The organism is Pantoea sp. 9140 (genome assembly GCF_000745295.1).
GTDB classification, from domain to species: Bacteria; Pseudomonadota; Gammaproteobacteria; order Enterobacterales; family Enterobacteriaceae; genus Pantoea; species Pantoea vagans.
The window spans coordinates 2,668,960-2,692,064 of sequence record NZ_JQNO01000001.1 but is presented as its reverse complement, the minus strand read 5'-3'; the positions used below and the strand labels follow the sequence as shown (position 1 = coordinate 2,692,064).

The window sequence follows — 23,105 nt, the reverse complement described above, 5'->3', positions numbered from 1 at the left end:
TGTATTCCTTATATGGAGAAATCAAAAAGGGTTGAGCAAACATTTACTCGATAATGTTTTTTATTGAGATGTATGAGGTTGACAATGACGTTCTTTAATGCTTTGGGGGAAATAGATAAAACTATCAATAAATGTTACGCCCGCTGTGGAAAATGGATCTGGGGCAGTTTATTGGCAGTGGTTCTGGCATACGGTGGCTGGCTAATCTGGGCAGCAGTCTGGGGACCGCCGACCGGGGGCGTGACATTAATTATTCACAGTGAAATTGACAGACCCATTTTGGGATTTAGCGTTAATGGTGTGGCTGGATCAAATGCGTTTGCCCATGGTGGTGGTGGTGCCACCTGCTGCGGCAGTATAAGCGGGAAAACAGCGGAAGTTATCTGGACCCTTGATATTACTCATGAGCAGTATCTCAAAGGTATGCGTCTGGAAAAACGTCGGGTTGTGATGCCAATGCCAGATCGAAAGTGGGGAGAGAATGATTTGCATGTTCACTTTTTGCCCGGAGATAAAGTGCTATTGGGCTGGAGTGATAACGCCTGGTCGCCTTATGAAAAACGTCCTGATACTCCAGATGAGTCTTTAAAGCAGGGGCATAATTGATGAACATCGAACATATTATTGCCGCCGCTAGTCGCGCGCAGCAGGCAGAAGAGGCCGGATTGGGAAACTGTTCACGTATTTGGCATGTCGGTTTCTTTTTTGATGGCATCCATCGGAATATTGAACAGGATGCTGCGGAACAATGCTTTAGTAATGTGGCTCGCTTGTTTAGATCATTTCCAGAGCAGAAGCAAGATACCCCGCAAATTACGCATAATAAATTTTATTTATCAGGTCTCGGCACACCATTCAATGAAGAACTCTCTGAGAAACTGCATACCATAATGGACAGTGCACAAGGCTCTGCACTGGATGATTTGAAAGAACAGCCAAAAGAAATGGCGAAGGATGCTGGCCTGGATTATTTGAAAAGTGGTAACTGGTGGGAGGTTTTAAAGGACTCAGGGAAAAAACTGATAAGCCCTTCAGAGTGGAAAACGCTGGTGGGCGATGTAGCTAAAAACGCCGCTAAGAAATCAGGTATTGAGGCTACCCCCTGGCTGCGTGATAATCCCGTTATTGCAGACATGCTGGTTACAGGCGTCGATACACGAATAAACTCGGCTAAATTACGTTTTGAACGTTTCTTTGAACGAGCCAAAACCAATAGCCCTGTACCGATAAAACTAATATCTATTTCACTCTTTGGATACGATGTCGGAGCGACTCTTGCACGTAAGTTTATTGATACGCTGCTTGATGATATTTGTCAGAGACAAGGTGATAAACATACATACAAAGGGATTACCGTAGAGATTATTTTTACAGGTTTATTTGATTGTGCTCGCCATACCCCTGCCAGTAATAAAAGTGGCGTCGACTGGTTTGTGGCAACCGCAGGTGGGCCAATAAAAGGCATTAGCGTGCTGATGGGCGATAAATCTGTTAATCAGGAATCGGCATTGCCGGATACGGTTAAAAACGCACTGCACCTGGTCGCAGCCCATGAAAACCGACCATGGCGTAGCGTCTATTGTCTTGGTGGAAGTAATAATAAACATAAGGAAGAGCTGTTACCCGGCTGCGCGGAGGATGTAGGGGGAGGCCTGAAGCCAAATGAACAAAAACCGAGTGCAGAACTTTCTCGGGTGGCCCTTCACCGGATGTACCGGGCAGCGACAATGGCTGGTGTCCCTTTCCCTGATTTTCAAAATTTGCAGGCTCAATCTGAAACAGTTGCAAACTATTTTATCATGCAGGATAAGGTTAAGAACAAGTCTGTCGCTCAATGGACAAAGCTGTATCAGCAAGCAGTACCTTTTGACGTCGTCAGTATCGGAGCGCAGAACCGCCATCTGGACAGTTATATCGAGTGGCTTGGGCGGCAATACTATCAATATCGCAGCGAGTGTATTAGGTATGAAAAGCAGCGCGAAGATATTTTAGCCTCTGCTGGGGTTTCTGCCGGGCTACTGGGGATTTCATCACAGGCAAAAGAAGTCAGCGGACACTACCAGAATGAACTTGATGTGTTGCATAAAAATTGGGGATGGCTGGACGATGTCCATGATGTCGCAATAAGAATGAAGAACAGTATGGAAAGCGATCCTAATGATAAGCGTATGCAAATCGTGTCTGATATCTACAGGCCTGCATTGAGGAGAGCGAGACGTTTTCTCGATTATGCCCATGCTGCTTATCTTGGTCAGCCTCAGCCTTTCCCTGAAGATACTGCGCCGTCAGAAATGTATTCCTGGTTTATTCATAACAGACAAGCCGCGGGAAAAGACGTTGGCATCTCCCAGGATTTCTTTGTCATTCGTTCCCTGGAAAAACCTCAACTGTAACTACAAGTGAATAGTTATCAAGAGTGAAATTAGTTAACGCCATTTTAAAAATATGTTGTAAAAGGCCATTAATTCCGATGGAAAATTATTTTAAAAACAACTAAATCAATAAAATAACATGGAAGATAATCATGTCAGGAAATACACCCTCTCTGTGCGAGATGCTCTACGGTAACTTCGTCGGTGGTCTCGATCTGCATCAGGTCAGCGAACAGAACCAGGTCATCCTCTCAGTGCTGGATAATATGCAACGGATCCTGAATTGCCGCGCCGGGACTCTGGCGCATATACCCGATTTCGGCCTGCCGGATATGACCAATATTCTTCAGGGGCTTCCTGGCACGTCGCATAAACTGCTTTCTACGTTCTCTGCAGTCTTGCTTAAATATGAGCCCCGACTGAAAACCATAGACGTGATCCTGCTGGAACAGAATGTCCCGGGCGAACTGCGCTATGCCATTGATGCTGAGCTCAGGGGCATTGGCCTTGTGCGTTACGGTACCGAGTTTATGCCCGAGGGGCGGGTCATGTTACGCCATCTGAAGCAACAGCACTATCTCGACTCAGCAACCCGTCTGTAAGGCCCATTAACGCCATGTCAGTAAAATCACAGTTCCTCAAAAAACTACAGGCCATCCCGCCCGCTCCGGTCTCGTTTACCAGCAAGACTCAGGCTGATATCGCAGAATTTCGCCACCGAATAACCCAGCTTCAGGTGCAAATGGACGCCTGGCTGACAGGTACCGGACTGAATGTAGAAACGTTCCCTGTATCCGTCACGGACCTGCTGGTGGAGGGCGAGGCTTTCGGGATTGCCAGTATCGTTCTGCGTTACCGCGACCGATGCGTAAAATTTACGCCGGTATTTTTGTACGGCCACGGCGTAACCGGGTGTGTGGAGACGACCTTCCATGATGAACAACGTGTGACGTCACTGGGGCGTTTATTTATGCGCTCAGGCAGCGTGAGTGAATGGGCGTCTTCTCCGCCGGGTGTTTTATACCATGATGGCAAGATTTTTGATGAAAACGTTTTTTTTGAGCTGATTATTACACTCCTGTCATAACGAATAGGGGTATATGAATGATTTTTAGTTTTGCCTGTTTACCCGGCGAAACAGTAAATAATTGACGGAAGCAGATTTACGGAATAACACATGGATGAAGCGATGAAAAAAATAAGTCTCTTGCTGGTGTTAAGTATCCTTTTTACCCAGCAGGCTGAAGCTGCGCGTGGCAGACAACCCTGTTCAGGTTCAAAAGGCGGTATAGCATACTGCACATCGGATGGCCGCTTTGTCTGTAATGACGAAAGCCTGAGTCAGTCAAAACGATTCTGTTCCGGATAGGGTTCTTCATCTTCAGAAGTCAGCAATCCGTTAAAGCCTTCCACTTCCACCCGAAAAACACAGACGAAGAAGACGACTACGGCAATTAAACAGAAACAGCAAAGGGTTACACAAAACGACGAATCGCTCACTACGCAACCCCGTCAACCTACATGCGCACCCCTCTATATGGCTAATAAGCCCGGATACACCCATTTACCCGTTTGTTCAGGAAATCAGTATTAATATGGCGTAGGAAAGTGTCTTTGCGCGTTGTTCAGATTAACTAGTCAGGATTAAAGGTCACCGAGCCCGTAGCGCTTCAGTATCTGCAGAGTATTGAATATGCAGAAAGTGGAGCCGCATTAACGAAAATTCTTCACAGGCCCGGATACGTCACATGGATAAATGGTCATGAATGACATCACTTCACAAACACTCAAAACCGGTGGTGATCCACGCACGTTGCCGGAATATACCGCTTTACGCAGTGAAATCAGCAAGCTGACTCATCCGGCGCGTCCTGATGTGAACTGGAGATATGCAGATGAACTCTGTAGCTCATTGTTCAGGAATAACGGTGTGGATCTTCAGACGGCGGCCTGGTATACGCTGGCGCGAGCGCAACTGGCCGGAATATCGGGTATGAATGAGGGGCTGATAATACTGGAGACCATGATAACGCATCAGTGGGGTACGCTTTGGCCTCAGCCTGTTCATGCCCGCATGGAAATTCTCAGCACTCTGAGTCAGCGGCTACAGCAACTGATACGTATGCTCCCGCCGGACTATAGCCACCTAAGTCAACTCTATCAGGCAGAGAAATTATTGACCACGCTGTCGGAGATTTTGCAGCGTCTGGAGCTTAAACATATCAGCCAGCTTGATACACTGCGGACATTAATACATGACAGTGCTGTACGGCTGGAACATATTGATAGTACTTCGGAAACAGACGTAGCCACTCAGCCAGATATCATGTTGACTGATAAGGTTATGATGGATTCCGCTTTATCAGTGAATGCCCATAGCAACCTACCGCTTACAGAGCAAAAGTGTCCGGATAGCGCAGCTAGGAGTAAGGATGTCTCGCAACCGGAACATATGGTGCACGCGCAAGTACAGACGGTAATGTCCAACCCGGTAAAGAAGTGGAAATCCTTCGCTGCCGGTATGGGAAGCATGCTGATTATCATTACTGTCGCAGCGTCGGGTTGGCTGTATATTCACAACTCTGATCCACTTCAGACTACGCTTGCAACATCTCTGGCACCCTTGCCTGCACCCCTCGCTCCTGAGCAGATTGATGTGTTGCGCCAGCAGATTCGGTTACCTCAGGACTTTATCGCCCAGACACAGCAGCAGCTTTCCCGACTGGATAAACTGCCTACTGACTGGAATATTGACTTCAGTCGACAGCTTGTAGAACAGGCGCAGATGCTCTCTCCAGAGCAGGCTAACCCTCTGGCACAAACGTGGCAGCAACAACTCAATGCGACTGCATTACCGACAGCGCATCTGAACGACTGGTATCAGGGAATGACGACATTACAAAAACTGAGCGACAGACTGAACGGACTGGATGAGCAGAAAGGTAAATACATGACGGTCAGTGAGCTGAAGTCAGTGGTTTTTTCCGCTATGCAGTCCTTTAATCAATCGATCCCGGCAGAAGAGCAATTACGGAGATTGTCACAACATCCAGTAGGCGAACCTTTACCTGCTGCTGCCAGCTCTCAACTTGAGATGCATCTGAAGCAACTCACTGCCCGTTACGCAGAAATAAAACATAATGCATTAAAATAAAAAAGATATTCGAGGTATACGTCTGCAACCAGTCATCCAGACCTTACAGGTAATGATCACTACTCATTTGCGGGTGCTCATTGATTTGTCTTAACAAGATAGCCAGACATGCTAAATGATAATGGGATAGTGAGCAGATAAAGGGTAAAGCCGTTATTAATAGCTTATTATTGATTATAAAGGGTTTTAATTGGCTGGGCGGGTTCTGTATAGGATAGGCCTGGTGTCCCCTGCAGGAATCGAACCTGCAACTAGCCCTTAGGAGGGGCTCGTTATATCCATTTAACTAAGAGGACAGCGGCGTGCAGTATAGCGAAACAGTCCTGAAGATTCACCAGGTTGCCGCGCGTTTGCTCATTCCGCCAGCAATCCCGCTTTTCTGAGCTTGCTACTGTCGCGTGCCGATCTCTGAAACCCGTCCATGCTGAAAACGACGCTTTCCCCTCAGGCTGCAGGTGAGATATTAATGTCGCCCATCCCGCCAGAATGCCTGAAAGGCAGACAGGGCAGTTAAATCTGCTCTGCCTGCCTGCTATTTACTTCGCGTTTTCCTGCTCTTCGCGCTGGCGGCGTTTCTCCTGCTTGCGCTTTTCAGCTTTCGCTTTCGCTACCGCCGCCTCACTCATGTCATTACGGATCTGCGCGTGGCTGATCAGGGCAAAAATCAGGGTGCCGCCGGTAATGTTGCCGAGCAGCGTCGGCAGGGCAAACGGCCACAAAAACTCATGCCAGCTAATGCTGCCATTAAATACCAGATAGAGCACTTCGACCGAGCCCACAACGATATGCGCCAGATCGCCCAGCGCAACCAGCCAGGTCATCATCACAATGACCAGCAGTTTAGCGCCGCCCGCAGACGGGAACATCCAGACCATGGTGGCGATAATCCAGCCGGAAATCACCGCATTGGCAAACATCTCGCCAGGGGTATGTTCCATCACCTTCATACTGATATGGGTAAAGGCCTGACGGGTGGCATCATCAAATATCGGCATCTCATTGAACGCCAGCGCACCCAGCGCGGTGCCAATCAGGTTACCCAGCAACACAATGCCCCACAGACGTAACAGCAGACCCGCATTACTCCAGGTCGGTTTGTGCATCACCGGTAAGACGGCGGTAACGGTGTTTTCGGTAAAGAGCTGCTGGCGCGCCATAATGACGATAACAAAACCAAAGGTGTAACCGAGGTTTTCCAGCAGAAACGCACCCGGTACGCCATCAAGATGCACCTGAAATATTCCCTTAGCCATCAGCGAGGCGCCCATAGACAGGCCTGCCGCGATAGCTGACCAGAGCAGCGCCATACCGTCGCGCTCCAGCTCCTTTTCACCATCCTGACGAATCTCTTCATGGATCGCCGCAGCGCGTGAGGGTAATGCCTCCTCATCGACTTCGATGTCAGTGCCCTTGTCCTTCTCTTCGCTCTCTACGTCGTTAGGACCCTGTTCATTACCTGATGAAGGCTTCATATTTTCTCCTGGTGATAGTGCTGTAGCGTAATAAGCGTAGCCGTTTTTTATTTGCTGATAATGTAACGATCAGTGCGAATAAGCGTAACAACGTTTTTCGGAACTGCATTTTTATTCAGACTTCCGTCGATACCGCACGAATAAGCTACTGACAGCGAAACTGAGCGTTGGCTCACACTTCGGCCCACAGCAACATTGTGGTAATATCCCGGCCACTTTTAGCTGGTGCGATTCCCCCCTCGATGCTGGAAATCATTACGCTTACTTGTGCATACGACGAACGATCGCTGTTTCGGCGGCTCTCTTTTCGCGTCTCTGCTGGTGACATTGTGCAGATTGAAGGCCCCAACGGTGCCGGAAAGACCTCGTTATTGCGCCTGCTGGCGGGTCTGAGCCGTCCGGAAGAGGGTGAAATACGCTGGCAGCAGCAGCCGATCCTGCGACAGCGTGAAACCTGGCATCAGGCGATGCTCTATCTGGGCCACTGTCCCGGTATCAAAGGCGTGCTCACGCCGCTGGAAAATCTGCGCTTCTACCATCCCGATTGCACTGATGCGCAGATCTTTGCAGCACTCGAAAGTGTCGACCTTACGGGCGATGAAGAGGTACCAGTCAGCCGCTTGTCGGCAGGTCAGCAGCGTCGGGTGGCGCTGGCGCGGCTGTGGCTCAGTCAGGCCCGCATCTGGATTCTCGACGAGCCGCTGACCGCCATCGACAAAGCGGGTATTGAAAAATTAATGGCGCAATTCGCCCATCATGCCGATAACGGCGGTGCCGTGATCCTGACAACTCATCAGGATTTACCTGCGGATGCGGCGCGGGTGCGTAAAATTCGCCTTGGCGACGTGGAGACAGAGTGATGCTGTTTCGCCTCATCCAGCGTGAATTGCGCATTGCCTTTCGCGGCGGTGCGGATGTGGTTAACCCGCTCTGGTTTTTCCTGATTGTCATCACTCTGTTTCCATTGGGCATCGGACCGGACCCGCAACAGCTGGCGCGCATTGCGCCGGGCGTGGCCTGGGTTGCAGCACTGCTGGCGTCGCTGCTGGCGCTGGAACGGCTGTTTCGCGATGACTTCAGTGATGGCTCGCTGGAGCAGCTGGTTCTGTTGCCGACGCCACTGCCGGTAACGGTTATTGGCAAAGTGGTGGCGCACTGGCTGGTCACCGGCGTGCCATTGATCATTCTGTCGCCACTGGCCGCGCTACTGCTGTCGCTGGATTTTAATGGCTGGCGGGCGATGGCCCTGACGCTGCTGCTCGGCACGCCAACGCTGAGTTTCCTTGGTGCGATTGGCGTGGGTCTGACGGTGGGGTTGCGACGCGGTGGTGTGCTGCTGAGCCTGCTGGTACTGCCGCTGTCGATTCCGGTATTGATCTTCGCCAGTGCGGCGATGGAGGCGGCCAGTCAGGGATTGCCGATTGGTGGCTATCTGGCGATTCTCGGCGCGATGCTGCTGGGCAGCGCCACGCTTGCGCCGTTTGCCACGGCGGCGGCGCTTCGAATTACTTTGCAGTAACCGGCTTGTACCCACCGCGCGTAAAAGACGCGGCAACACTTTTTATCGTTAATGTGAGCATCTGATATGTGGAAAGCGTTACATCAGCTGGCCAGGCCCGAACGGCTTTATCAATTTTCGGGGCGACTGGTGCCCTGGTTTGCCGTTGCAGGGCTGGCATCTTTGCTGCTGGGCTGGGTCTGGGGATTCGGATTTGCCCCTGCTGATTATCAGCAGGGCGACAGTTTTCGCATCATGTATATCCATGTACCCGCCGCGATGTGGTCGATGGGCATCTATGCCTCCATGGCTATCGCCGCTTTTACTGGTCTGGTGTGGCAGATGAAGATGGCCGATCTGGTTTCCGCTGCGATGGCTCCGGTGGGCGCGGTTTTTACCTTTATTGCGCTGGTCACCGGTTCCGCATGGGGCAAGCCGATGTGGGGCACCTGGTGGATTTGGGATGCGCGTCTGACGTCGGAACTGGTGCTGCTGTTCCTCTATATGGGCGTGATCGCGCTTTATCACGCTTTTGATGACCGCCGCACCGCAGGCCGGGCCGCCGGAATTCTGATTCTGGTTGGCGTGGTCAATCTGCCCATCATTCACTTCTCGGTGCAGTGGTGGAATACCCTGCATCAGGGGTCGTCAGGCATTCTTCAGCAGGCGATTGCGCCGGTCATGCGCACGCCGCTGCGCTGGTCGATCCTCGGTTATCTGCTGCTGTTTATCACGCTGACCCTGATGCGGTTGCGCAATCTGATTCTGTTAACCGAGCGTCATCGTCCCTGGGCGATTGATGTGGCGAAGCGGGGAGAGCAGGCATGATCCCGGCATTTACCTCCTGGCACGCCTTCTTTGCGATGGGCGGTTACGCCTTTTACGTCTGGCTGGCGGTTGCCTGCACGCTGCTTCCGCTTATCGGTCTGACGCTGCATACCCTGTTGCTGCGCCGACGCCTGCTGGCTGAGATCCGCCAGCGTGATGCACGGGAACGTCGCATCCGGACGGCGAAAACGAAAAAAGCCGCGGCTGAAGCGGCAGGAGAGACACTGTGAATATCCGTCGACGCAACCGCCTCTATGCGGCAGTGGCGATCCTGCTCGGCCTTGGCCTGGCGACTGCGCTGGTGATGTATGCGCTGCGCTCAAACATCGATCTGTTCTATACCCCGGGTGAAATCCTCTACGGCAAAGGCGAGGCGCACGAGAAGCCTGAGGCGGGCCAGCGACTGCGCGTCGGTGGCATGGTGATGCCCGGCAGCGTCCGGCGCGATCCCAATACGCTGGCGGTATCGTTCAAACTTTATGATGCACGCGGCGTGGTCAGCGTCAGTTTTGAAGGCATCCTGCCGGATCTGTTCCGGGAAGGGCAGGGCGTTGTCGCGCAGGGCGTGCTGACGACGGGCAACCAGGTTATCGCCAAAGAAGTGCTGGCGAAACATGATGAGAAATACACGCCGCCGGAGATTGAAGACGCGATGAAGAGTAATCACACCGGCCCGCAGTCGCTCTATCAGGCGGGAAATAAATCATCATGATGCCCGAAATCGGTACCTTTCTGCTCTGCCTGGCGCTAGGGCTTTCCCTGTTGCTGAGCAGTTATCCGCTGTGGGGCGCAGTACGTCAGGATGCCCGTCTGATGGCGATGGCGCGTCCGCTGGCCTGCGGCTTATTTGTCTGCATCGCGGCGGCGTTTGCGCTGCTGGTCTGGGCTTTTATCAGCAACGACTTTACCGTTGCTTATGTCGTCACGAACTCCAACAGTCTGCTGCCGGTCTACTATCGCATCGCTGCCACCTGGGGCGCACACGAAGGTTCACTGCTGCTGTGGGTGCTGCTGCTCAGCACCTGGACACTGGCGGTAGCGATCTTCAGCCGCGGGATGCCGCAGGATGCGCTGGCCCGCGTGCTTGCCGTCATGGGAATGATCAACCTCGGCTTCCTGCTGTTTATCCTGCTGACCTCCAATCCGTTTGGCCGCACATTGCCGGACTTCCCGATAGACGGGCATGACCTGAATCCGATGCTGCAGGATATCGGCCTGATCTTCCATCCGCCGCTGCTCTATATGGGCTACGTCGGCTTTTCAGTAGCGTTTGCCTTTGCAATCGCCTCACTGATGGCCGGACGGCTCGATACCGCCTGGGCGCGCTGGTCGCGTCCCTGGACGACGGCGGCCTGGGTCTTTCTGACCATCGGGATTGTCCTTGGATCTGCCTGGGCCTATTACGAACTGGGCTGGGGCGGCTGGTGGTTCTGGGACCCCGTTGAGAATGCTTCGTTTATGCCATGGCTGGCGGGCACCGCCCTGATGCACTCGCTGGCGGTCACCGAAAAGCGCGGCACCTTTAAGGCCTGGACCGTGCTGCTGGCGATTACGGCATTTTCGCTGAGCCTGCTCGGGACATTCCTGGTGCGATCCGGCGTGCTGGTGTCGGTGCACTCCTTTGCCTCCGATCCGGCGCGCGGCATGTTTATCCTCGCATTTCTGGTGATTGTCATCGGCAGTTCACTGCTGCTCTACGCCATTAAAGGCGGGCAGGTGCGTGGCCGGGTTCAGAATGAAACCTGGTCGCGGGAATCGTTCTTGCTGGGTAATAACGTGCTGCTGATTGCCGCGATGCTGGTGGTGCTGCTCGGCACGCTATTGCCGCTGGTACACAAGCAACTGGGGCTGGGCAGCATTTCGGTCGGTGAACCCTTCTTCAACACGATGTTCAGCTGGCTGATGGCACCGTTTGCGTTGCTGATGGGGATCGGGCCGCTGGTGCGCTGGCGTCGCGATGAACCGCAGAAGCTGGCTAAACGGCTGGCGCTGGCGCTGATGGTGACACTGGCCTGTTCCGTGATCATTCCGTGGTGGCTGCAGGATCGTATTGAAGCGATGACGGTGGTTGGTCTGCTGATGTCACTCTGGATTATCGTGCTGACGCTGCTGGAACTGCATGAGCGCGCCACCCATCGTCATCCGTTCTTTGCGGGTTTACGTCATCTGTCACGCAGCCACTGGGGCATGGTGCTGGGCCATCTGGGTGTCGGTGTCACGGTGATTGGCATTGCGTTCAGCACGCAGTACAGCGTGGAACGCGATGTGCGGATGAAGGCGGGCGATAGCGTCGATATTCATCATTATCACTTTGTCTTCCGTGGCGTGCAGAATCTGCAGGGGCCAAACTACAGCGGCGGCATGGGTATCATTGATGTCACGCGCAATGGCAAACATGAAGCGACGCTGCAGGCGGAAAAACGCTTTTATACCGCCGCCCGTACCATGATGACCGAAGCGGCGATCGATGGCGGTTTCAGCCGCGATCTCTACGCGGCGCTGGGCGAAGAGCTGGAGGATGGCGGCTGGGCCGTGCGCATCTACTACAAACCCTTTGTCCGCTGGATCTGGTTCGGTGGCGCGCTGATGGCGGTGGGCGGGCTGTTCTGCCTGTTTGATCCCCGTTACCGTTCGCGCAAAAAAGCAGAAACGGAGGTGCGGACATGAACAAGAAAATTTTGTTTATTCCCCTGATGCTGTTTCTGCTGCTGGCGGCGGCGCTGCTGTGGCAGCTGACGCGCAATGCCGATGGCGACGATCCGACCCGCCTCGAATCGGCCCTGATTGGCAAACCGGTGCCGCTGTTCCGGCTGGAAGCACTGGATCAGCCGGGCAAAACTTATGATCAGCGCGTGCTGACCGATGGCAAACCGATATTGCTCAACGTCTGGGCGACCTGGTGTCCGACCTGCCGCGCTGAGCATCACTATCTGAATACGCTGGCAGAGCAGGGCATTCGTGTCGTCGGGCTGAACTACAAAGACGATCGTCAAAAGGCGGTTAACTGGCTGAATACGCTGGGTAATCCGTATGCGCTGAGTCTCTACGATGGCAACGGCATGCTGGGACTGGATCTCGGCGTTTATGGCGCGCCGGAAACCTTCCTGATCGACGGTAAAGGAATCATCCGTTATCGCCATGCGGGCGATCTGAATGCGCGCGTCTGGGAGCAGGAAGTGAAACCCTTGTGGATGAAATACAGTGCGGAGGCGGGATCATGAGAATGCTGTTACTGCTCTGCGGCCTGCTGTTCAGCATTAACCTGTGGGCAAGCATCGACACGCTGCAATTTGACTCGGAGGCCCAGGAAGAGCAATACCGCGACCTGACCGCGTCACTGCGCTGTCCGAAATGCCAGAACAACAGCATTGCCGATTCGAATGCGATGATTGCCGCCGATATGCGGCTGAAAGTCTATCAGCTGATGAAGCAGGGCCAGAGTCGCCAGCAGATTATCGACTACATGGTGGCGCGTTATGGCAACTTCGTCAGCTATTCGCCACCGGTCACGCCTTCAACCCTTATTCTGTGGGCGGGTCCGGCGCTGTTTGCGCTGCTGGGTGGCGTGGTGATCATCCTGCGTAGCCGTCAGCGCAAAACCCGCAGTGAGCTGGATGAAGATGAGCAACAGCGTCTTAATGCGCTACTGAAGTCAGACAGGAAGCCGTAATGAGTGCATTCTGGATTACCCTTTTTCTGTTACTGCTGGCGGCCTGCACGCTGTTTCTGGCCACAGGCTGGCGGCAGCGTCAGGCCAGCGCAGGCGATCGCGATCGCCTTAATCAGCGTTTCTACCATCAGCGGATAGAGGAGCTGGCGCAGGATGAAGCGCAGGGCGTCGTTGCTGAGCGTCCGCTGATGGAACGGGAGCTACAGCAGACGCTGCTGGCAGATATCCCGCCGGCACAGACGCTGCAGTCACACAGCAGCAGCCGCTGGATTCTGCTGCCAGGCCTGATTGTGTTGGTTGCGGTTTCGCTGGGCACTTATCTGAAAACCGGCGGCCTGGCACAATTCACCGGCTGGATGCAGGTGCAGCAGGCGTATCCTGAGCTACGTGCCCGCCTGATGGATCCCGGCGCGAAACCGCTGACTATGGAGGAGTTGGCGCGTTTACAGCTCGGATTGCGTACCGCGTTGCAAACCGAACCGGATAATCTGGCCGACTGGACGATGCTGGGACGGCTCGGCATGGTGTTGAATAATGCGGAGATGGCCAGCCAGGCCTTTGAGCGTGCACTTCAGCTTTCGCCCAACGATCTGGCTCTGAAGCAGGATTATGCAGAGGTGCTGACAAGATCCTCCGATCCGCAGGATAACCGTCAGGCATCACTGCTGCTGCAATCATTGCTTAAAGTGGATCCGCAAAACCTGCGGACGCTGAGCCTGCTGGCGTATAACGCTTACGGTCAGCAGCACTACGATCAGGCTATCGATGCATGGCAGACCCTGCTGGGTCTGTTGCCTGCCGGTGATTCGCGACACGCGATGATCGCCCGCAGCATTGAAAAGGCCCGAAGTGATGCGGGGCAGCAGAGTCGTCAGCTGGCGCTGACAGTGACGCTGACGCCAGAGGCAGAAAAAATGTTACCTCAGGACGGAGTGTTGTATATTTCGGTTTCTGACGGGGATTCACCGGTACCGGTGGCGGTTAAGCGTATGCCGCTCAGCCACTTCCCGCTGTCGCTGACGCTGGATGACAGCAATGCCATGATGCCGGATCGCCTGCTTTCGGCGCAGCATCAGGTTGAGGTTCGGGTGCGGATTTCCCGCGATGGCAGCGCCAATCCGCAGCCGGGTGACTGGCTGGGTCTGAGCGCGGTGACGCCCTGGGATGGCCATCAGCCGATCGCGGTGGAGATCAATAAGCAGCTACCCTGAACGTCAAAATTGATAACGTTAAAAATGATGCGTGCCATTGCCTGCTGCCTCTGGCACAAAGTCAGCTATGCTCATCGGATAAGCCGATACGACAGGGCTGTGACCTGAACGATGGGCTGACCTTTTTCATCCGCACAGGGAGATTGGAATGAATTATCGCCTGACCAGCCTGGCTATGGCCAGCGTCCTTCTGGTGGGTTGTGCCAGTTCAAAGCCGGCGAATAGCGATCCTGCGCAGCGCAGCGATCCATTCGAAGGCTTTAACCGCACGATGTTTAACTTTAACTACAACGTGCTGGATCCGTACGTGCTTCGTCCGGTCGCTGTCGCATGGCGTGATTATGTGCCGGTCCCGGCACGTACCGGCCTGAGCAATTTCCTCGGCAACCTGGAAGAGCCAGCCAGTATGGTCAACGCCATTCTGGTCGGCAACGGACGTGATGCGGGCATTCACTTTACCCGTTTCTTCCTGAACAGCGTGCTGGGACTGGGAGGATTCATCGACGTTGCCGGTAAAGCCAACCCGGAACTGGCGCGTGAAGAGCCGCATCGTTTCGGTACCACGCTGGGTCACTATGGCGTCGGCTACGGGCCTTATGTTGAACTGCCTGCTTACGGCAGCTTCACGGTTCGTCAGGATGGCGGCGACTATGTTGATACGCTCTATCCGATCCTCGGCTGGCTGACCTGGCCAATGTCGATTGGTAAATGGACGCTGGAAGGTATCGAGACCCGCGCTCAGTTGCTGGATTCTGATGCCATCCTGAAACAGCAGAGCGATCCATACGCCTTTATCCGTAACGCCTACTTCCAGCGTCACGACTTCCTGGCGCGTGGCGGTAAGCTCAAGCCGGAAGACAATCCTAACGCAGCCGCGATTCAGGATGACCTGAAGGATATCGATTCGCAGTAAGCGATCCGCAGTGACAAAAAGGGCGACTTATCATAGTCGCCCTTTTTGATCCCGCCCGACAATCAGAACTTGTAGTTAAAGTTCGCGCCGTAAAGCCAGGCTTTACCTTCAGAGGTAAAGGTATAAGGACCTTCTTTCACCGTCACTTTCTGGCCATGCATATAAGAGATGCCCAAATCGACCGAGGCATCATCGTTAAAGGCATAGGATGTACCGGCACTCAGCCATAAACGATCCTGGTCCGGAATAGAGATAGAACGCTTGTCAGCCGGTACCGGGCTATCATCAAACGCGATACCGGTGCGGAAAGTCCAGTTCTTGTCGTAGGAATAGGTGGTGCCCAGGGCAATGCGATAAGCATCGCGGAAGCTTTCATCTTTATAGAATAGCGTCTGGCCATTTGAACCCGTGGCTTTCAGCTCCTGGAACTGGCTCCAGCTGGTATACGCCATGCTGTAGTGAATCGCCCACTGCGGAGCCACTTTATGCCAGCCCGATACTTCCCACATCTCTGGCAGATTCAGGGTTAATGCACCTGGAACGGTGGTGCCGTTGGTGCCAAACGGCACGCCTGATACTTCCGGGTTATTCACCGCATTCAGCCGGGATGAAAGGCTGCTCTTGTAATCGCCATCAAAGTCGACTTTCACTTCGGAACGATAGGTAAAGCCGAAGCGGTTATTCTCATCTACTTCATACAGAATACCGGCGTTCCAGCCATATCCCCACTCATCGCCTTTCAGATGGGCAACCTGCGTATCAGCCGGAACGCCCAGTCTTGCGCCTGACTCACCGGCATAGCGTTCAATTTTAGCTTTCGCATAAACCGCATCAAAACCGACGCCAAAACTAAAATGTTCATTTAAGCGGTACGCGGTGCTGAGATTAAAATTGCCGGTTACCAGATCGGTTTTACCGCCGTAACCCCCCGCGGTGTAACCATTATTAAACTCTGTTGCTAAGCCATAGTTAGAGGTTGCAGACGCGCCGATCCACCACTGATCGTTGATGGGCTGAACATAATGAATATTGGGGACCCACTGATTCGGTGCAATATTATTAGCATCCAGGCTGCGTCCGCTGGGACTGCGACCACTGATATTGACGTCTGGCGCAATATAAACCGCACCGATAGAAAATTCCGGACGATCCATCAACGCCATCGTCGCCGGGTTACGGCTGGCTGATGCCGCCGTATCACCCATTGCCCCTTCGCCTGAATATGCGCGACCTAAACCAATCGTAGAAAACTCATTTAACTGAAATCCAGCTGCGTAAACGTGTGAAGAGACAAGCGCCACTGCAGCCGCCACGGCTGACTTTGCAAACAGGTTTTTATGGTTCATGACCACAACCTCATGTGAATTATTATTTAACGCTATAACGTCGCGTAACAAAGGACGGCGGATTGTAGGGACTGATGTAAAACGCACATATCAGACCAGTGCGGAGAGTATAGGTCCGACCTGTGTGCATGTTGCAATATTGTTTTTAAAATATTTCAGGGTTGATCGCTTAAAATTCGATCTGCATAACAAAACTGCCCTGATTCTGCACAGCATACCGATTCCAGTTTGTTCTGGATCAATTTTTATTGTGATATTCGTCACTTAGCGCCGTGTACATGGCGCATCTTTACGCGAGCAGGTAAAATTTCGGTCATAAAATCGCTCAACCCACCAGATCGCTGGTCAGGAGAATGAAATGACTGATGCCATTAAAAAATGCAGTGCGACCGAAACAGCAGCCTGCTGTTGTGTTGATGTGGGCACGGTAATGGATAATACCGATTGCACCGCCAGCTGGTCGGAGTGGTTTGCTCAGCGTGCCGATGCGGAAGCCAAATTAGCGCTCCTGACAGAACGTGCACGTGAAGTTGAATCGGAACCCTGTGTGATTGAGTCGCGCTTCAGTGAAGTGGATCAGGGCGTGCAGCTGGATATCGATTTTACTTTCAGCTGCCAGGCTGAAACGATGATTTTTCAGCTCGGTTTGCGTTAAGTCTCATAACGCCGCGTTAATGCGGCGTTTTTCATTTTCGTGTCTCCCTTCGCACTTTTTCCTTTCCGGTATTGGCGGCTCACCCGCTTGTGGTTAACACTGATCAGGTCAGACCTCTTCAGGCAATGATGCCACAGTCCCAGCTACAGGTGAGAACAATGAGCAAAGCGCAGCCGCTGCTGACGCGTGATGGTGAACGCATCGCAATAACCCATGGGTTACGCACCCCTTTTTTGCGCCAGGCGACCGGCTTTCATGGCATTCCCGCCATTGAGCTGGGGCGGATGGTAATCAGCGAATTAATGGCGCGCAGTGAACTGCCGGCTGAGGTGATCGAGCAACTGGTCTTTGGTCAGGTGGTGCAGATGCCGGAAGCGCCGAACATTGCGCGTGAAATTGTACTGAGCAGCGGACTTGATGTGCACACCGATGCCTATAGCGTCAGCCGTGCCTGCGCCACCAGTTTCCAGGCGGTAGCGAATGTGGCAGAAAGCCTGCTGGCTGGCACGATTTCTGCGGGCATTGCCGGAGGCGCAGACTCCTCTTCAGTGCTGCCAATCGGCGTCAGTAAAACACTGGCTCGCGCGCTGCTGGATCTCAATAAAGCCCGCAGCCTTGGGCAAAAACTGCACATCCTTAAACGTCTGCGTCCGCGCGATCTGCTGCCGGTGCCGCCCGCGGTGGCCGAGTATTCAACCGGCCTGCGCATGGGTGACACCGCCGAGCAGATGGCAAAGAGTCATGGCATCACCCGTGAGGCACAGGATGCGCTGGCGCTGCGATCTCATCAGCATGCCGCCCGCGCCTGGCAATCCGGGGTACTCAATCAGGAAGTGATGGCAGCCTTTGTGCCGCCGTGGAAAACCGCTATCGACCAGGACAATAACGTCCGCATGAACGCCAGAGCAGAGGATTATGCCCGCTTACGCCCGGCGTTTGATCGTCAGCACGGCAGCGTCACGGCGGCCAACAGCACGCCACTCACCGACGGTGCGGCCGCCGTGATTCTGATGCGCGAAGGCCGCGCCCGTGAACTCGGTGTCACGCCGCTGGGCTATCTGCGCAGCTACGCGTTTACCGCGATTGGTGTACAGCAGGATATGCTGCTGGGCCCGGCGTACTCCTCCCCGCTGGCGCTGGATCGCGCCGGGATTACGCTGTCCGATCTGACGCTAATCGATATGCACGAAGCGTTTGCGGCCCAGACGCTGAGCAATCTGCAACTGTTTCGCGACGAGCGCTTTGCCCGTGAGGTGCTCAATCGTCCGCATGCGCTGGGCGAAGTGAATGAAGAGCGCTTTAACGTGCTGGGTGGTTCAATCGCCTATGGTCATCCTTTTGCTGCCACGGGCGCGCGTATGATCACCCAGACGCTGAATGAATTACGCCGTCGCGGTGGCGGGTTAGGACTGGTCACAGCGTGTGCGGCGGGCGGTCTGGGTGCGGCAATGGTTCTGGAGGCCGAATAATGGAGCAGAATGCGTTTCACCTGAAGATGCGACTGGATCACGTTGGCATCATTACAATCGATGTCCCTGGCGAGAAGATGAACACCCTGAAAGCAGAATTTGCCGGGCAGATTACCGCCATCATTGCGGAGGCGCGACGCGATCCTCAGCTGGCAGGACTGGTGCTGATTTCTGGCAAAGCGGACAACTTTATCGCGGGCGCCGACATCAGCATGATTGATCGTTGTCAGAGCGCGCAGGAAGCCGAAGCGCTGGCAAAACAGGGGCAGGAAGTGATGGCTGCGCTTGATGCGCTGCCATTCCCGGTAGTGGCCGCAATTCATGGTGCCTGTCTGGGCGGCGGGCTGGAGCTGGCGCTGGCCTGCGATGCGCGCATCTGCTCGCTTGATGATAAAACCCGTCTCGGATTACCGGAAGTGCAACTCGGCTTACTGCCCGGCTCCGGTGGCACTCAGCGACTGCCGCGGTTAATTGGCGTGCAGCAGGCGCTGCCGCTGATTCTGACCGGCAAAACGCTGCGGGCGAAACAGGCACGTAAGCTGGGAGTGGTCGATGACGCGGTACCTCAGGCGATTTTGCTGGAGACGGCTATCGCACGGGTGAAAAAGGGCAAAGTCAGCGGTCGAACGCTGCCGCTGCGCGACCGTCTGCTGCACGGTCCGGTGGGCCGTCAGGCGCTGTTTGCGCTTGCGACCCGGCAGACTGCAGCCAAAACTCAGGGTAACTATCCGGCAGCAAACCGCATTATTGAGGTGGTGCGCATCGGGCTGGAGCAGGGCAGCCGGGCCGGACATGATGCTGAAGCGCGTGCCTTCGGTGAACTGGCGATGACGCCGGAATCTGTTGCTTTGCGCGGGATCTTTTTCGCGACCACCGCCATGAAGAAGGAGCGGGGTGGTGAGGCGGAACCCGCTGCGGTGAAGCGTGTCGCAATTCTCGGCGGCGGTCTGATGGGCGGTGGCATCGCCAGCGTCACCGCAATCAATGCCGGGTTGCCGGTGCGCATCAAAGATATCAGCCTGGAAGGCGTTAACCATGCGCTGAAAACCAGCTGGGAACTGCTGAGCAAAAAGGTCAAACGACGCCAGCTCACTCCGGCACAGCGTCAGCAGCAGATGGCCCGGATCACGGGCGGCATCAATTATCAGGGTTTCTCACAGCGCGATGTGGTGATCGAAGCCGTGTTCGAAGATTTAGCACTCAAGCAGCAGATGGTCAGCGAAGTGGAAGCCCACTGTCAGCCGCATACGCTGTTTGCTTCTAACACCTCTTCGCTGCCGATTGAAGAGATTGCCGCCAAAGCACAGCGTCCGCAGAACGTCATCGGGCTGCACTACTTCAGCCCGGTCGATAAAATGCCGCTGGTGGAAGTGATTCCCCATCTGAACACCTCCACCGCAACGGTGGTGACGATTGTGGCGCTGGCGCGCAGCCAGGGCAAAACGCCGATAGTGGTGGCGGACAAGCCTGGCTTCTATGTTAACCGCATCCTGACGCCCTATATAAATGAAGCGATGCGTTGCCTGCTGGAGGGCGAGCCGATTGACCATATCGATCGGGCGCTGGTAAAGGCTGGTTTTCCGGTGGGTCCGATTCAGTTGCTGGATGAGGTAGGCATCGACGTCGGCAGCAAAATCAGTCCCATCCTGCATCAGGCTTATGGTGAACGCTTTGCCGCGCCCGCTGCTTTTGATGCGGTGCTGAAAGATGGCCGCAAGGGTCGTAAAAACAGTAAAGGCTTCTATCGCTATGACCAGCCGCGCTGGCAGCGAAAAAAAACTGACACTTCATTGTATACGTTGCTGAAAGTCACGCCGCAGGCCAGACAGAGCGAAGCGCAGATTGCGGAACGCTGCATGATGATGATGCTGAATGAGGCGGCCCGCTGCCTTGATGAGCAGGTCATTCGCTGTGCCCGCGATGGCGATATCGGTGCGGTGTTTGGTATCGGCTTTCCGCCTTTTCTGGGGGGGCCGTTCCACTATATGGACAAACTGGGTGCGGCGGAGGTGGTCAACCGATTAACCCGCCTCACGCAGCAGCATGGCGAGCGATTTACGCCCTGCGAAGCACTGATTGAAGCGACCAGGAAGTAGACGAAATTTTACATTTCTGCTGTAAATGGAATAACCAATCCGATTCAGCGGGTTAGAAAAGCGCCGCCAGAGTGTGCGGCGCAGCATGATTCTGAGAAGCGCTTATTTAATAAACAACCGGTTGACTATACTGAAGCCATTAGGGTAAAACACAGCGTTCATTCGCAGAGTGAAGAGTCAGGCGCCAGGCGTCGGGCGATGTCGACAAACAACAGCGGTGCTTTATGCAAGTTTTTATCATGCGTCACGGCGATGCGGCTCTGGAAGCAGCCAGTGATTCAGTCAGGCCTTTAACCTTATGTGGCTGCAATGAATCACGCCAGATGGCCAACTGGCTCAACAGCCAGACGCCGGACATAGAGCGTGTCCTGGTGAGTCCCTATTTACGCGCGCAGCAAACCCTCGCGACCGTGCGTGAAGCTTTTCCACTGCCGGAAAACCAGGATGTTCTGCCGGAGTTAACGCCGGGCGGCGATCCGGAAATGGTCGGGTGCTATCTGCAGACCCTGGCAAATGAAGGCGTGAAATCGGCACTGGTGATCTCTCACCTACCGCTGGTGGGGTATTTAGTCTCTGAACTGTGCCCGCAGGAAGCCCCCCCTATGTTTGCCACTTCCGCTATTGCCTGCGTGGAATTCGATCCGGCACAGCATGCCGGTAAACTCCTGTGGCAGGTTAGTCCCAAAAAGCTGGCGAAAGCGATCTGACGTCTGTGGGCCGATCCTCCGGCCCCTTTCAGGGCAACTCAGGCGGTTGCCACTCCTCAATCTCAATCAAAACCAGCAGTGCGGCATCACCGCCAAACAGCTTCGGTGCCTGGTGAAAAGCCATCACCCACGGGTGCTGGGCCAGCCACAGCGGCGTCTGCTGCTTCAGAATATGCTTTCCATGACCGGTCATGACGCTGGCGCAGAACAGATGTTCACGGCGGCAGGCAGCGATCAGTGCGCCCAGTTCCTGCTTGGCCTGCTGCTGCGTTAAGCCATGCAGATCGAGGAAAATCTCCGGCGTATAGTCGCCACGACGCAGTTTTTTCAGCTCAAAGTGGCTGACATCGGCGCGCACATAACGGGTGGCCCCTTCGGTGGAGAGCAGCGGCTGAAACTCATCCGAAAAGTAATGGCTGTTGTCCGCCTGCTCTGAAAGCAGACGTTTTACCGGCAGTTCGCGGGTTTTAACCGGTAATTTGTGCACGAAAGTATCTTGTTTCAACTGACGTGTGCCAGTCATTAACTGTCGGAACAGCGCCTGGTCATCCGGGCTTAAGGGTGTTTTTTTACTCATGACGGGTCAGTTATCTAAGAAAAGTTTGCTACACAGCATAGGCGATACCTTACCGATTAATGTCATTAAATGTCAGCTTTTTCACCTTGCTGCGCTGAATTCTCCCCGGCTTCATGGCACACTACTGGCCGATTTAGCAAAAGGCCTGCGGAGGGCTACGTGGACAAAATTTTCGTCGATGAGGCAGTGAACGAACTGCACACCATTCAGGACATGCTGCGCTGGGCGGTAAGCCGCTTTTCCGCTGCCGGAATCTGGTACGGACATGGCACAGACAATCCCTGGGACGAAGCCGTTCAACTGGTCCTGCCGTCACTCTGGCTGCCGCTGGATATTCCTGAAGATATGCGCAGTGCGCGTCTCACCGCCAGCGAACGTCTGCTGATTGTTGAGCGTGTCATCCGTCGCGTTAACGAGCGTATTCCTGTCGCCTATCTGACCAATAAAGCCTGGTTCTGCGGGCACGAATTCTTTGTCGATGAGCGCGTGCTGGTACCGCGTTCACCGATTGGCGAGCTGATTGAGAACCGCTTTGCCGGTCTGGTCAGCACACCACCGCGTCATATTCTGGATATGTGTACCGGTAGCGGCTGTATCGCGATTGCCTGCGCTTATGCCTTCCCGGAAGCCGAAGTGGACGCCGTGGATATCTCCACCGGTGCGCTGGCGGTAGCCGAACAGAACATTGAAGAGCATGGACTCATCCACCAGGTGACGCCGATTCGTGCTGACCTGTTCCGCGAACTGCCACAGCTGAAATATGATCTGATCGTCACCAATCCGCCGTACGTTGATGCGGAAGATATGGACGATCTGCCGAACGAATATCGCCACGAACCGGAGCTGGGTCTGGCGGCGGGCAGCGACGGCCTGAAGCTGGTACGCCGCATTCTGGCCTGCGCGCCCGACTATCTTAGCGAGCAGGGCGTACTGGTCTGCGAAGTGGGCAACAGCATGGTGCACATGATCGAGCAGTATCCCGATGTGCCCTTCACCTGGCTGGAATTCGACAACGGCGGCGACGGCGTCTTCACGCTGACGCGCCAGCAGATTGTCGACGCACAACACCATTTCTCTTTTTACAAAGACTAAAAGTGGGGCGAAGCCTCGCCCGCCGAACTCTGACAAGGAAACAGC

General features: G+C 54.3%; 24 protein-coding genes and 1 tRNA gene. 21 read left to right on the top strand and 4 right to left on the bottom strand.

From position 1 onward, the window contains the following. The first annotated feature begins 84 nt into the window (after positions 1-84). The 6 genes from FA92_RS12470 (at position 85) to FA92_RS12450 (ending at position 5,526) form a co-directional block, all read left to right on the top strand. Entirely contained in the window at positions 85-606 is a 522-nt protein-coding gene (locus tag FA92_RS12470; RefSeq protein WP_033783768.1) for a DUF3304 domain-containing protein, read from the top strand. Then, complete coding sequence (locus FA92_RS12465; protein WP_033783767.1) at positions 606-2,393, top strand: DUF2235 domain-containing protein; 1,788 nt, start codon at positions 606-608, stop codon at positions 2,391-2,393. Before FA92_RS12470 ends, FA92_RS12465 begins: the two co-directional genes overlap by 1 nt. Positions 2,394-2,524: 131 nt before the next feature. After that, on the top strand, positions 2,525-2,974 hold the full coding sequence (gene tssE / locus FA92_RS12460) for a type VI secretion system baseplate subunit TssE (protein WP_033783766.1): 450 nt from the start codon (positions 2,525-2,527) through the stop codon (positions 2,972-2,974). 14 nt (positions 2,975-2,988) lie between these two features. Further along, positions 2,989-3,459 carry a hypothetical protein gene (locus FA92_RS12455; protein ID WP_033783765.1) on the top strand — a complete coding sequence of 157 codons (471 nt, stop codon included), beginning with the start codon at positions 2,989-2,991 and terminating at the stop codon, positions 3,457-3,459. Between the two features lie 102 nt (positions 3,460-3,561). After that, on the top strand, positions 3,562-3,741 hold the full coding sequence (locus tag FA92_RS23640) for a hypothetical protein (protein WP_072009003.1): 180 nt from the start codon (positions 3,562-3,564) through the stop codon (positions 3,739-3,741). 393 nt (positions 3,742-4,134) lie between these two features. Next, entirely contained in the window at positions 4,135-5,526 is a 1,392-nt protein-coding gene (locus tag FA92_RS12450; RefSeq protein WP_033783764.1) for a VasL domain-containing protein, read from the top strand. 221 nt (positions 5,527-5,747) lie between these two features. Here the strand turns inward: FA92_RS12450 and FA92_RS12445 are convergent. Then, positions 5,748-5,822: transfer RNA gene (locus FA92_RS12445), tRNA-Arg, on the bottom strand. 240 nt (positions 5,823-6,062) lie between these two features. Further along, the gene (locus tag FA92_RS12440) at positions 6,063-6,998 is read right to left on the bottom strand and encodes a formate/nitrite transporter family protein (RefSeq protein ID WP_033783763.1); all 936 of its coding nucleotides are present in this window, start codon (positions 6,996-6,998) and stop codon (positions 6,063-6,065) included. Positions 6,999-7,240: 242 nt separating this feature from the next. Here FA92_RS12440 and ccmA point away from each other — a divergent pair, with 242 nt between their 5' ends. The 10 genes from ccmA (at position 7,241) to mlaA (ending at position 15,118) form a co-directional block, all read left to right on the top strand. Next, positions 7,241-7,858: a cytochrome c biogenesis heme-transporting ATPase CcmA gene (ccmA, locus tag FA92_RS12435; protein WP_033783762.1), complete on the top strand. Its 618-nt coding sequence runs from the start codon at positions 7,241-7,243 to the stop codon at positions 7,856-7,858. Beyond that, on the top strand, positions 7,858-8,517 hold the full coding sequence (gene ccmB, locus FA92_RS12430) for a heme exporter protein CcmB (protein ID WP_033783761.1): 660 nt from the start codon (positions 7,858-7,860) through the stop codon (positions 8,515-8,517). Before ccmA ends, ccmB begins: the two co-directional genes overlap by 1 nt. Positions 8,518-8,583: 66 nt before the next feature. Next, complete coding sequence (locus FA92_RS12425) at positions 8,584-9,324, top strand: heme ABC transporter permease (RefSeq protein WP_033783760.1); 741 nt, start codon at positions 8,584-8,586, stop codon at positions 9,322-9,324. Further along, on the top strand, positions 9,321-9,554 hold the full coding sequence (gene ccmD, locus FA92_RS12420; RefSeq protein ID WP_033783759.1) for a heme exporter protein CcmD: 234 nt from the start codon (positions 9,321-9,323) through the stop codon (positions 9,552-9,554). The genes FA92_RS12425 and ccmD overlap by 4 nt, the downstream gene beginning before the upstream one ends. Next, complete coding sequence (gene ccmE / locus FA92_RS12415; protein WP_013358622.1) at positions 9,551-10,036, top strand: cytochrome c maturation protein CcmE; 486 nt, start codon at positions 9,551-9,553, stop codon at positions 10,034-10,036. Before ccmD ends, ccmE begins: the two co-directional genes overlap by 4 nt. Further along, entirely contained in the window at positions 10,033-11,991 is a 1,959-nt protein-coding gene (locus tag FA92_RS12410; protein WP_033783757.1) for a heme lyase CcmF/NrfE family subunit, read from the top strand. The genes ccmE and FA92_RS12410 overlap by 4 nt, the downstream gene beginning before the upstream one ends. Beyond that, positions 11,988-12,545, top strand: a complete 558-nt coding sequence (locus FA92_RS12405; protein WP_013358620.1) for a DsbE family thiol:disulfide interchange protein — start codon at positions 11,988-11,990, stop codon at positions 12,543-12,545. The genes FA92_RS12410 and FA92_RS12405 overlap by 4 nt, the downstream gene beginning before the upstream one ends. Further along, positions 12,542-12,994 carry a cytochrome c-type biogenesis protein gene (locus tag FA92_RS12400; RefSeq protein ID WP_013358619.1) on the top strand — a complete coding sequence of 151 codons (453 nt, stop codon included), beginning with the start codon at positions 12,542-12,544 and terminating at the stop codon, positions 12,992-12,994. The genes FA92_RS12405 and FA92_RS12400 overlap by 4 nt, the downstream gene beginning before the upstream one ends. Then, entirely contained in the window at positions 12,994-14,205 is a 1,212-nt protein-coding gene (ccmI, locus tag FA92_RS12395) for a c-type cytochrome biogenesis protein CcmI (RefSeq protein WP_033783756.1), read from the top strand. The genes FA92_RS12400 and ccmI overlap by 1 nt, the downstream gene beginning before the upstream one ends. 148 nt (positions 14,206-14,353) lie before the next feature. Continuing rightward, positions 14,354-15,118: a phospholipid-binding lipoprotein MlaA gene (gene mlaA / locus FA92_RS12390; protein ID WP_013358617.1), complete on the top strand. Its 765-nt coding sequence runs from the start codon at positions 14,354-14,356 to the stop codon at positions 15,116-15,118. Between the two features lie 62 nt (positions 15,119-15,180). Here the strand turns inward: mlaA and fadL are convergent, their stop codons facing one another. Continuing rightward, the gene (fadL, locus tag FA92_RS12385) at positions 15,181-16,464 is read right to left on the bottom strand and encodes a long-chain fatty acid transporter FadL (RefSeq protein WP_033783755.1); all 1,284 of its coding nucleotides are present in this window, start codon (positions 16,462-16,464) and stop codon (positions 15,181-15,183) included. Between the two features lie 358 nt (positions 16,465-16,822). Between fadL and FA92_RS12380 the strand changes: the two genes are divergently transcribed. The 4 genes from FA92_RS12380 to sixA all read left to right on the top strand — a co-directional run bounded on the left by FA92_RS12380 (position 16,823) and on the right by sixA (position 21,391). Then, a complete protein-coding gene (locus FA92_RS12380) occupies positions 16,823-17,119 on the top strand; it encodes a YfcZ/YiiS family protein (protein WP_081093852.1) in 297 nt (98 codons plus the stop codon). Positions 17,120-17,277: 158 nt separating this feature from the next. After that, positions 17,278-18,588: an acetyl-CoA C-acyltransferase FadI gene (gene fadI, locus FA92_RS12375; protein ID WP_033783754.1), complete on the top strand. Its 1,311-nt coding sequence runs from the start codon at positions 17,278-17,280 to the stop codon at positions 18,586-18,588. Next, a complete protein-coding gene (gene fadJ / locus FA92_RS12370; protein WP_033783752.1) occupies positions 18,588-20,684 on the top strand; it encodes a fatty acid oxidation complex subunit alpha FadJ in 2,097 nt (698 codons plus the stop codon). Before fadI ends, fadJ begins: the two co-directional genes overlap by 1 nt. A gap of 224 nt (positions 20,685-20,908) precedes the next feature. Continuing rightward, positions 20,909-21,391: a phosphohistidine phosphatase SixA gene (sixA, locus tag FA92_RS12365; protein ID WP_013358611.1), complete on the top strand. Its 483-nt coding sequence runs from the start codon at positions 20,909-20,911 to the stop codon at positions 21,389-21,391. Between the two features lie 28 nt (positions 21,392-21,419). Here sixA and smrB read toward each other — a convergent pair whose 3' ends face one another. Then, positions 21,420-21,968 (bottom strand): endonuclease SmrB, encoded by a 549-nt coding sequence (gene smrB, locus FA92_RS12360; RefSeq protein ID WP_013358610.1) that lies wholly within the window; start codon positions 21,966-21,968, stop codon positions 21,420-21,422. A 159-nt stretch (positions 21,969-22,127) separates the two neighbouring features. On the opposite strand from smrB, the gene prmB reads away from it, so the two are divergent. Beyond that, complete coding sequence (gene prmB, locus FA92_RS12355; RefSeq protein ID WP_033783751.1) at positions 22,128-23,060, top strand: 50S ribosomal protein L3 N(5)-glutamine methyltransferase; 933 nt, start codon at positions 22,128-22,130, stop codon at positions 23,058-23,060. Positions 23,061-23,105: the final 45 nt, after the last annotated feature.

What these genes read in the sequence shown, in the direction of transcription:
- FA92_RS12470 (WP_033783768.1), top strand. Translation starts at nt 85, where the DNA reads ATGACGTTCTTTAATGCTTTGGGGGAAATAGATAAAACTATCAATAAA.
- FA92_RS12465 (WP_033783767.1), top strand. Translation starts at nt 606, where the DNA reads ATGAACATCGAACATATTATTGCCGCCGCTAGTCGCGCGCAGCAGGCA.
- tssE (WP_033783766.1), top strand. Translation starts at nt 2,525, where the DNA reads ATGTCAGGAAATACACCCTCTCTGTGCGAGATGCTCTACGGTAACTTC.
- FA92_RS12455 (WP_033783765.1), top strand. Translation starts at nt 2,989, where the DNA reads ATGTCAGTAAAATCACAGTTCCTCAAAAAACTACAGGCCATCCCGCCC.
- FA92_RS23640 (WP_072009003.1), top strand. Translation starts at nt 3,562, where the DNA reads ATGAAAAAAATAAGTCTCTTGCTGGTGTTAAGTATCCTTTTTACCCAG.
- FA92_RS12450 (WP_033783764.1), top strand. Translation starts at nt 4,135, where the DNA reads ATGAATGACATCACTTCACAAACACTCAAAACCGGTGGTGATCCACGC.
- FA92_RS12440 (WP_033783763.1), bottom strand. Translation starts at nt 6,998, where the DNA reads ATGAAGCCTTCATCAGGTAATGAACAGGGTCCTAACGACGTAGAGAGC.
- ccmA (WP_033783762.1), top strand. Translation starts at nt 7,241, where the DNA reads ATGCTGGAAATCATTACGCTTACTTGTGCATACGACGAACGATCGCTG.
- ccmB (WP_033783761.1), top strand. Translation starts at nt 7,858, where the DNA reads ATGCTGTTTCGCCTCATCCAGCGTGAATTGCGCATTGCCTTTCGCGGC.
- FA92_RS12425 (WP_033783760.1), top strand. Translation starts at nt 8,584, where the DNA reads ATGTGGAAAGCGTTACATCAGCTGGCCAGGCCCGAACGGCTTTATCAA.
- ccmD (WP_033783759.1), top strand. Translation starts at nt 9,321, where the DNA reads ATGATCCCGGCATTTACCTCCTGGCACGCCTTCTTTGCGATGGGCGGT.
- FA92_RS12410 (WP_033783757.1), top strand. Translation starts at nt 10,033, where the DNA reads ATGATGCCCGAAATCGGTACCTTTCTGCTCTGCCTGGCGCTAGGGCTT.
- FA92_RS12405 (WP_013358620.1), top strand. Translation starts at nt 11,988, where the DNA reads ATGAACAAGAAAATTTTGTTTATTCCCCTGATGCTGTTTCTGCTGCTG.
- FA92_RS12400 (WP_013358619.1), top strand. Translation starts at nt 12,542, where the DNA reads ATGAGAATGCTGTTACTGCTCTGCGGCCTGCTGTTCAGCATTAACCTG.
- ccmI (WP_033783756.1), top strand. Translation starts at nt 12,994, where the DNA reads ATGAGTGCATTCTGGATTACCCTTTTTCTGTTACTGCTGGCGGCCTGC.
- mlaA (WP_013358617.1), top strand. Translation starts at nt 14,354, where the DNA reads ATGAATTATCGCCTGACCAGCCTGGCTATGGCCAGCGTCCTTCTGGTG.
- fadL (WP_033783755.1), bottom strand. Translation starts at nt 16,464, where the DNA reads ATGAACCATAAAAACCTGTTTGCAAAGTCAGCCGTGGCGGCTGCAGTG.
- FA92_RS12380 (WP_081093852.1), top strand. Translation starts at nt 16,823, where the DNA reads ATGACTGATGCCATTAAAAAATGCAGTGCGACCGAAACAGCAGCCTGC.
- fadI (WP_033783754.1), top strand. Translation starts at nt 17,278, where the DNA reads ATGAGCAAAGCGCAGCCGCTGCTGACGCGTGATGGTGAACGCATCGCA.
- fadJ (WP_033783752.1), top strand. Translation starts at nt 18,588, where the DNA reads ATGGAGCAGAATGCGTTTCACCTGAAGATGCGACTGGATCACGTTGGC.
- sixA (WP_013358611.1), top strand. Translation starts at nt 20,909, where the DNA reads ATGCAAGTTTTTATCATGCGTCACGGCGATGCGGCTCTGGAAGCAGCC.
- smrB (WP_013358610.1), bottom strand. Translation starts at nt 21,968, where the DNA reads ATGAGTAAAAAAACACCCTTAAGCCCGGATGACCAGGCGCTGTTCCGA.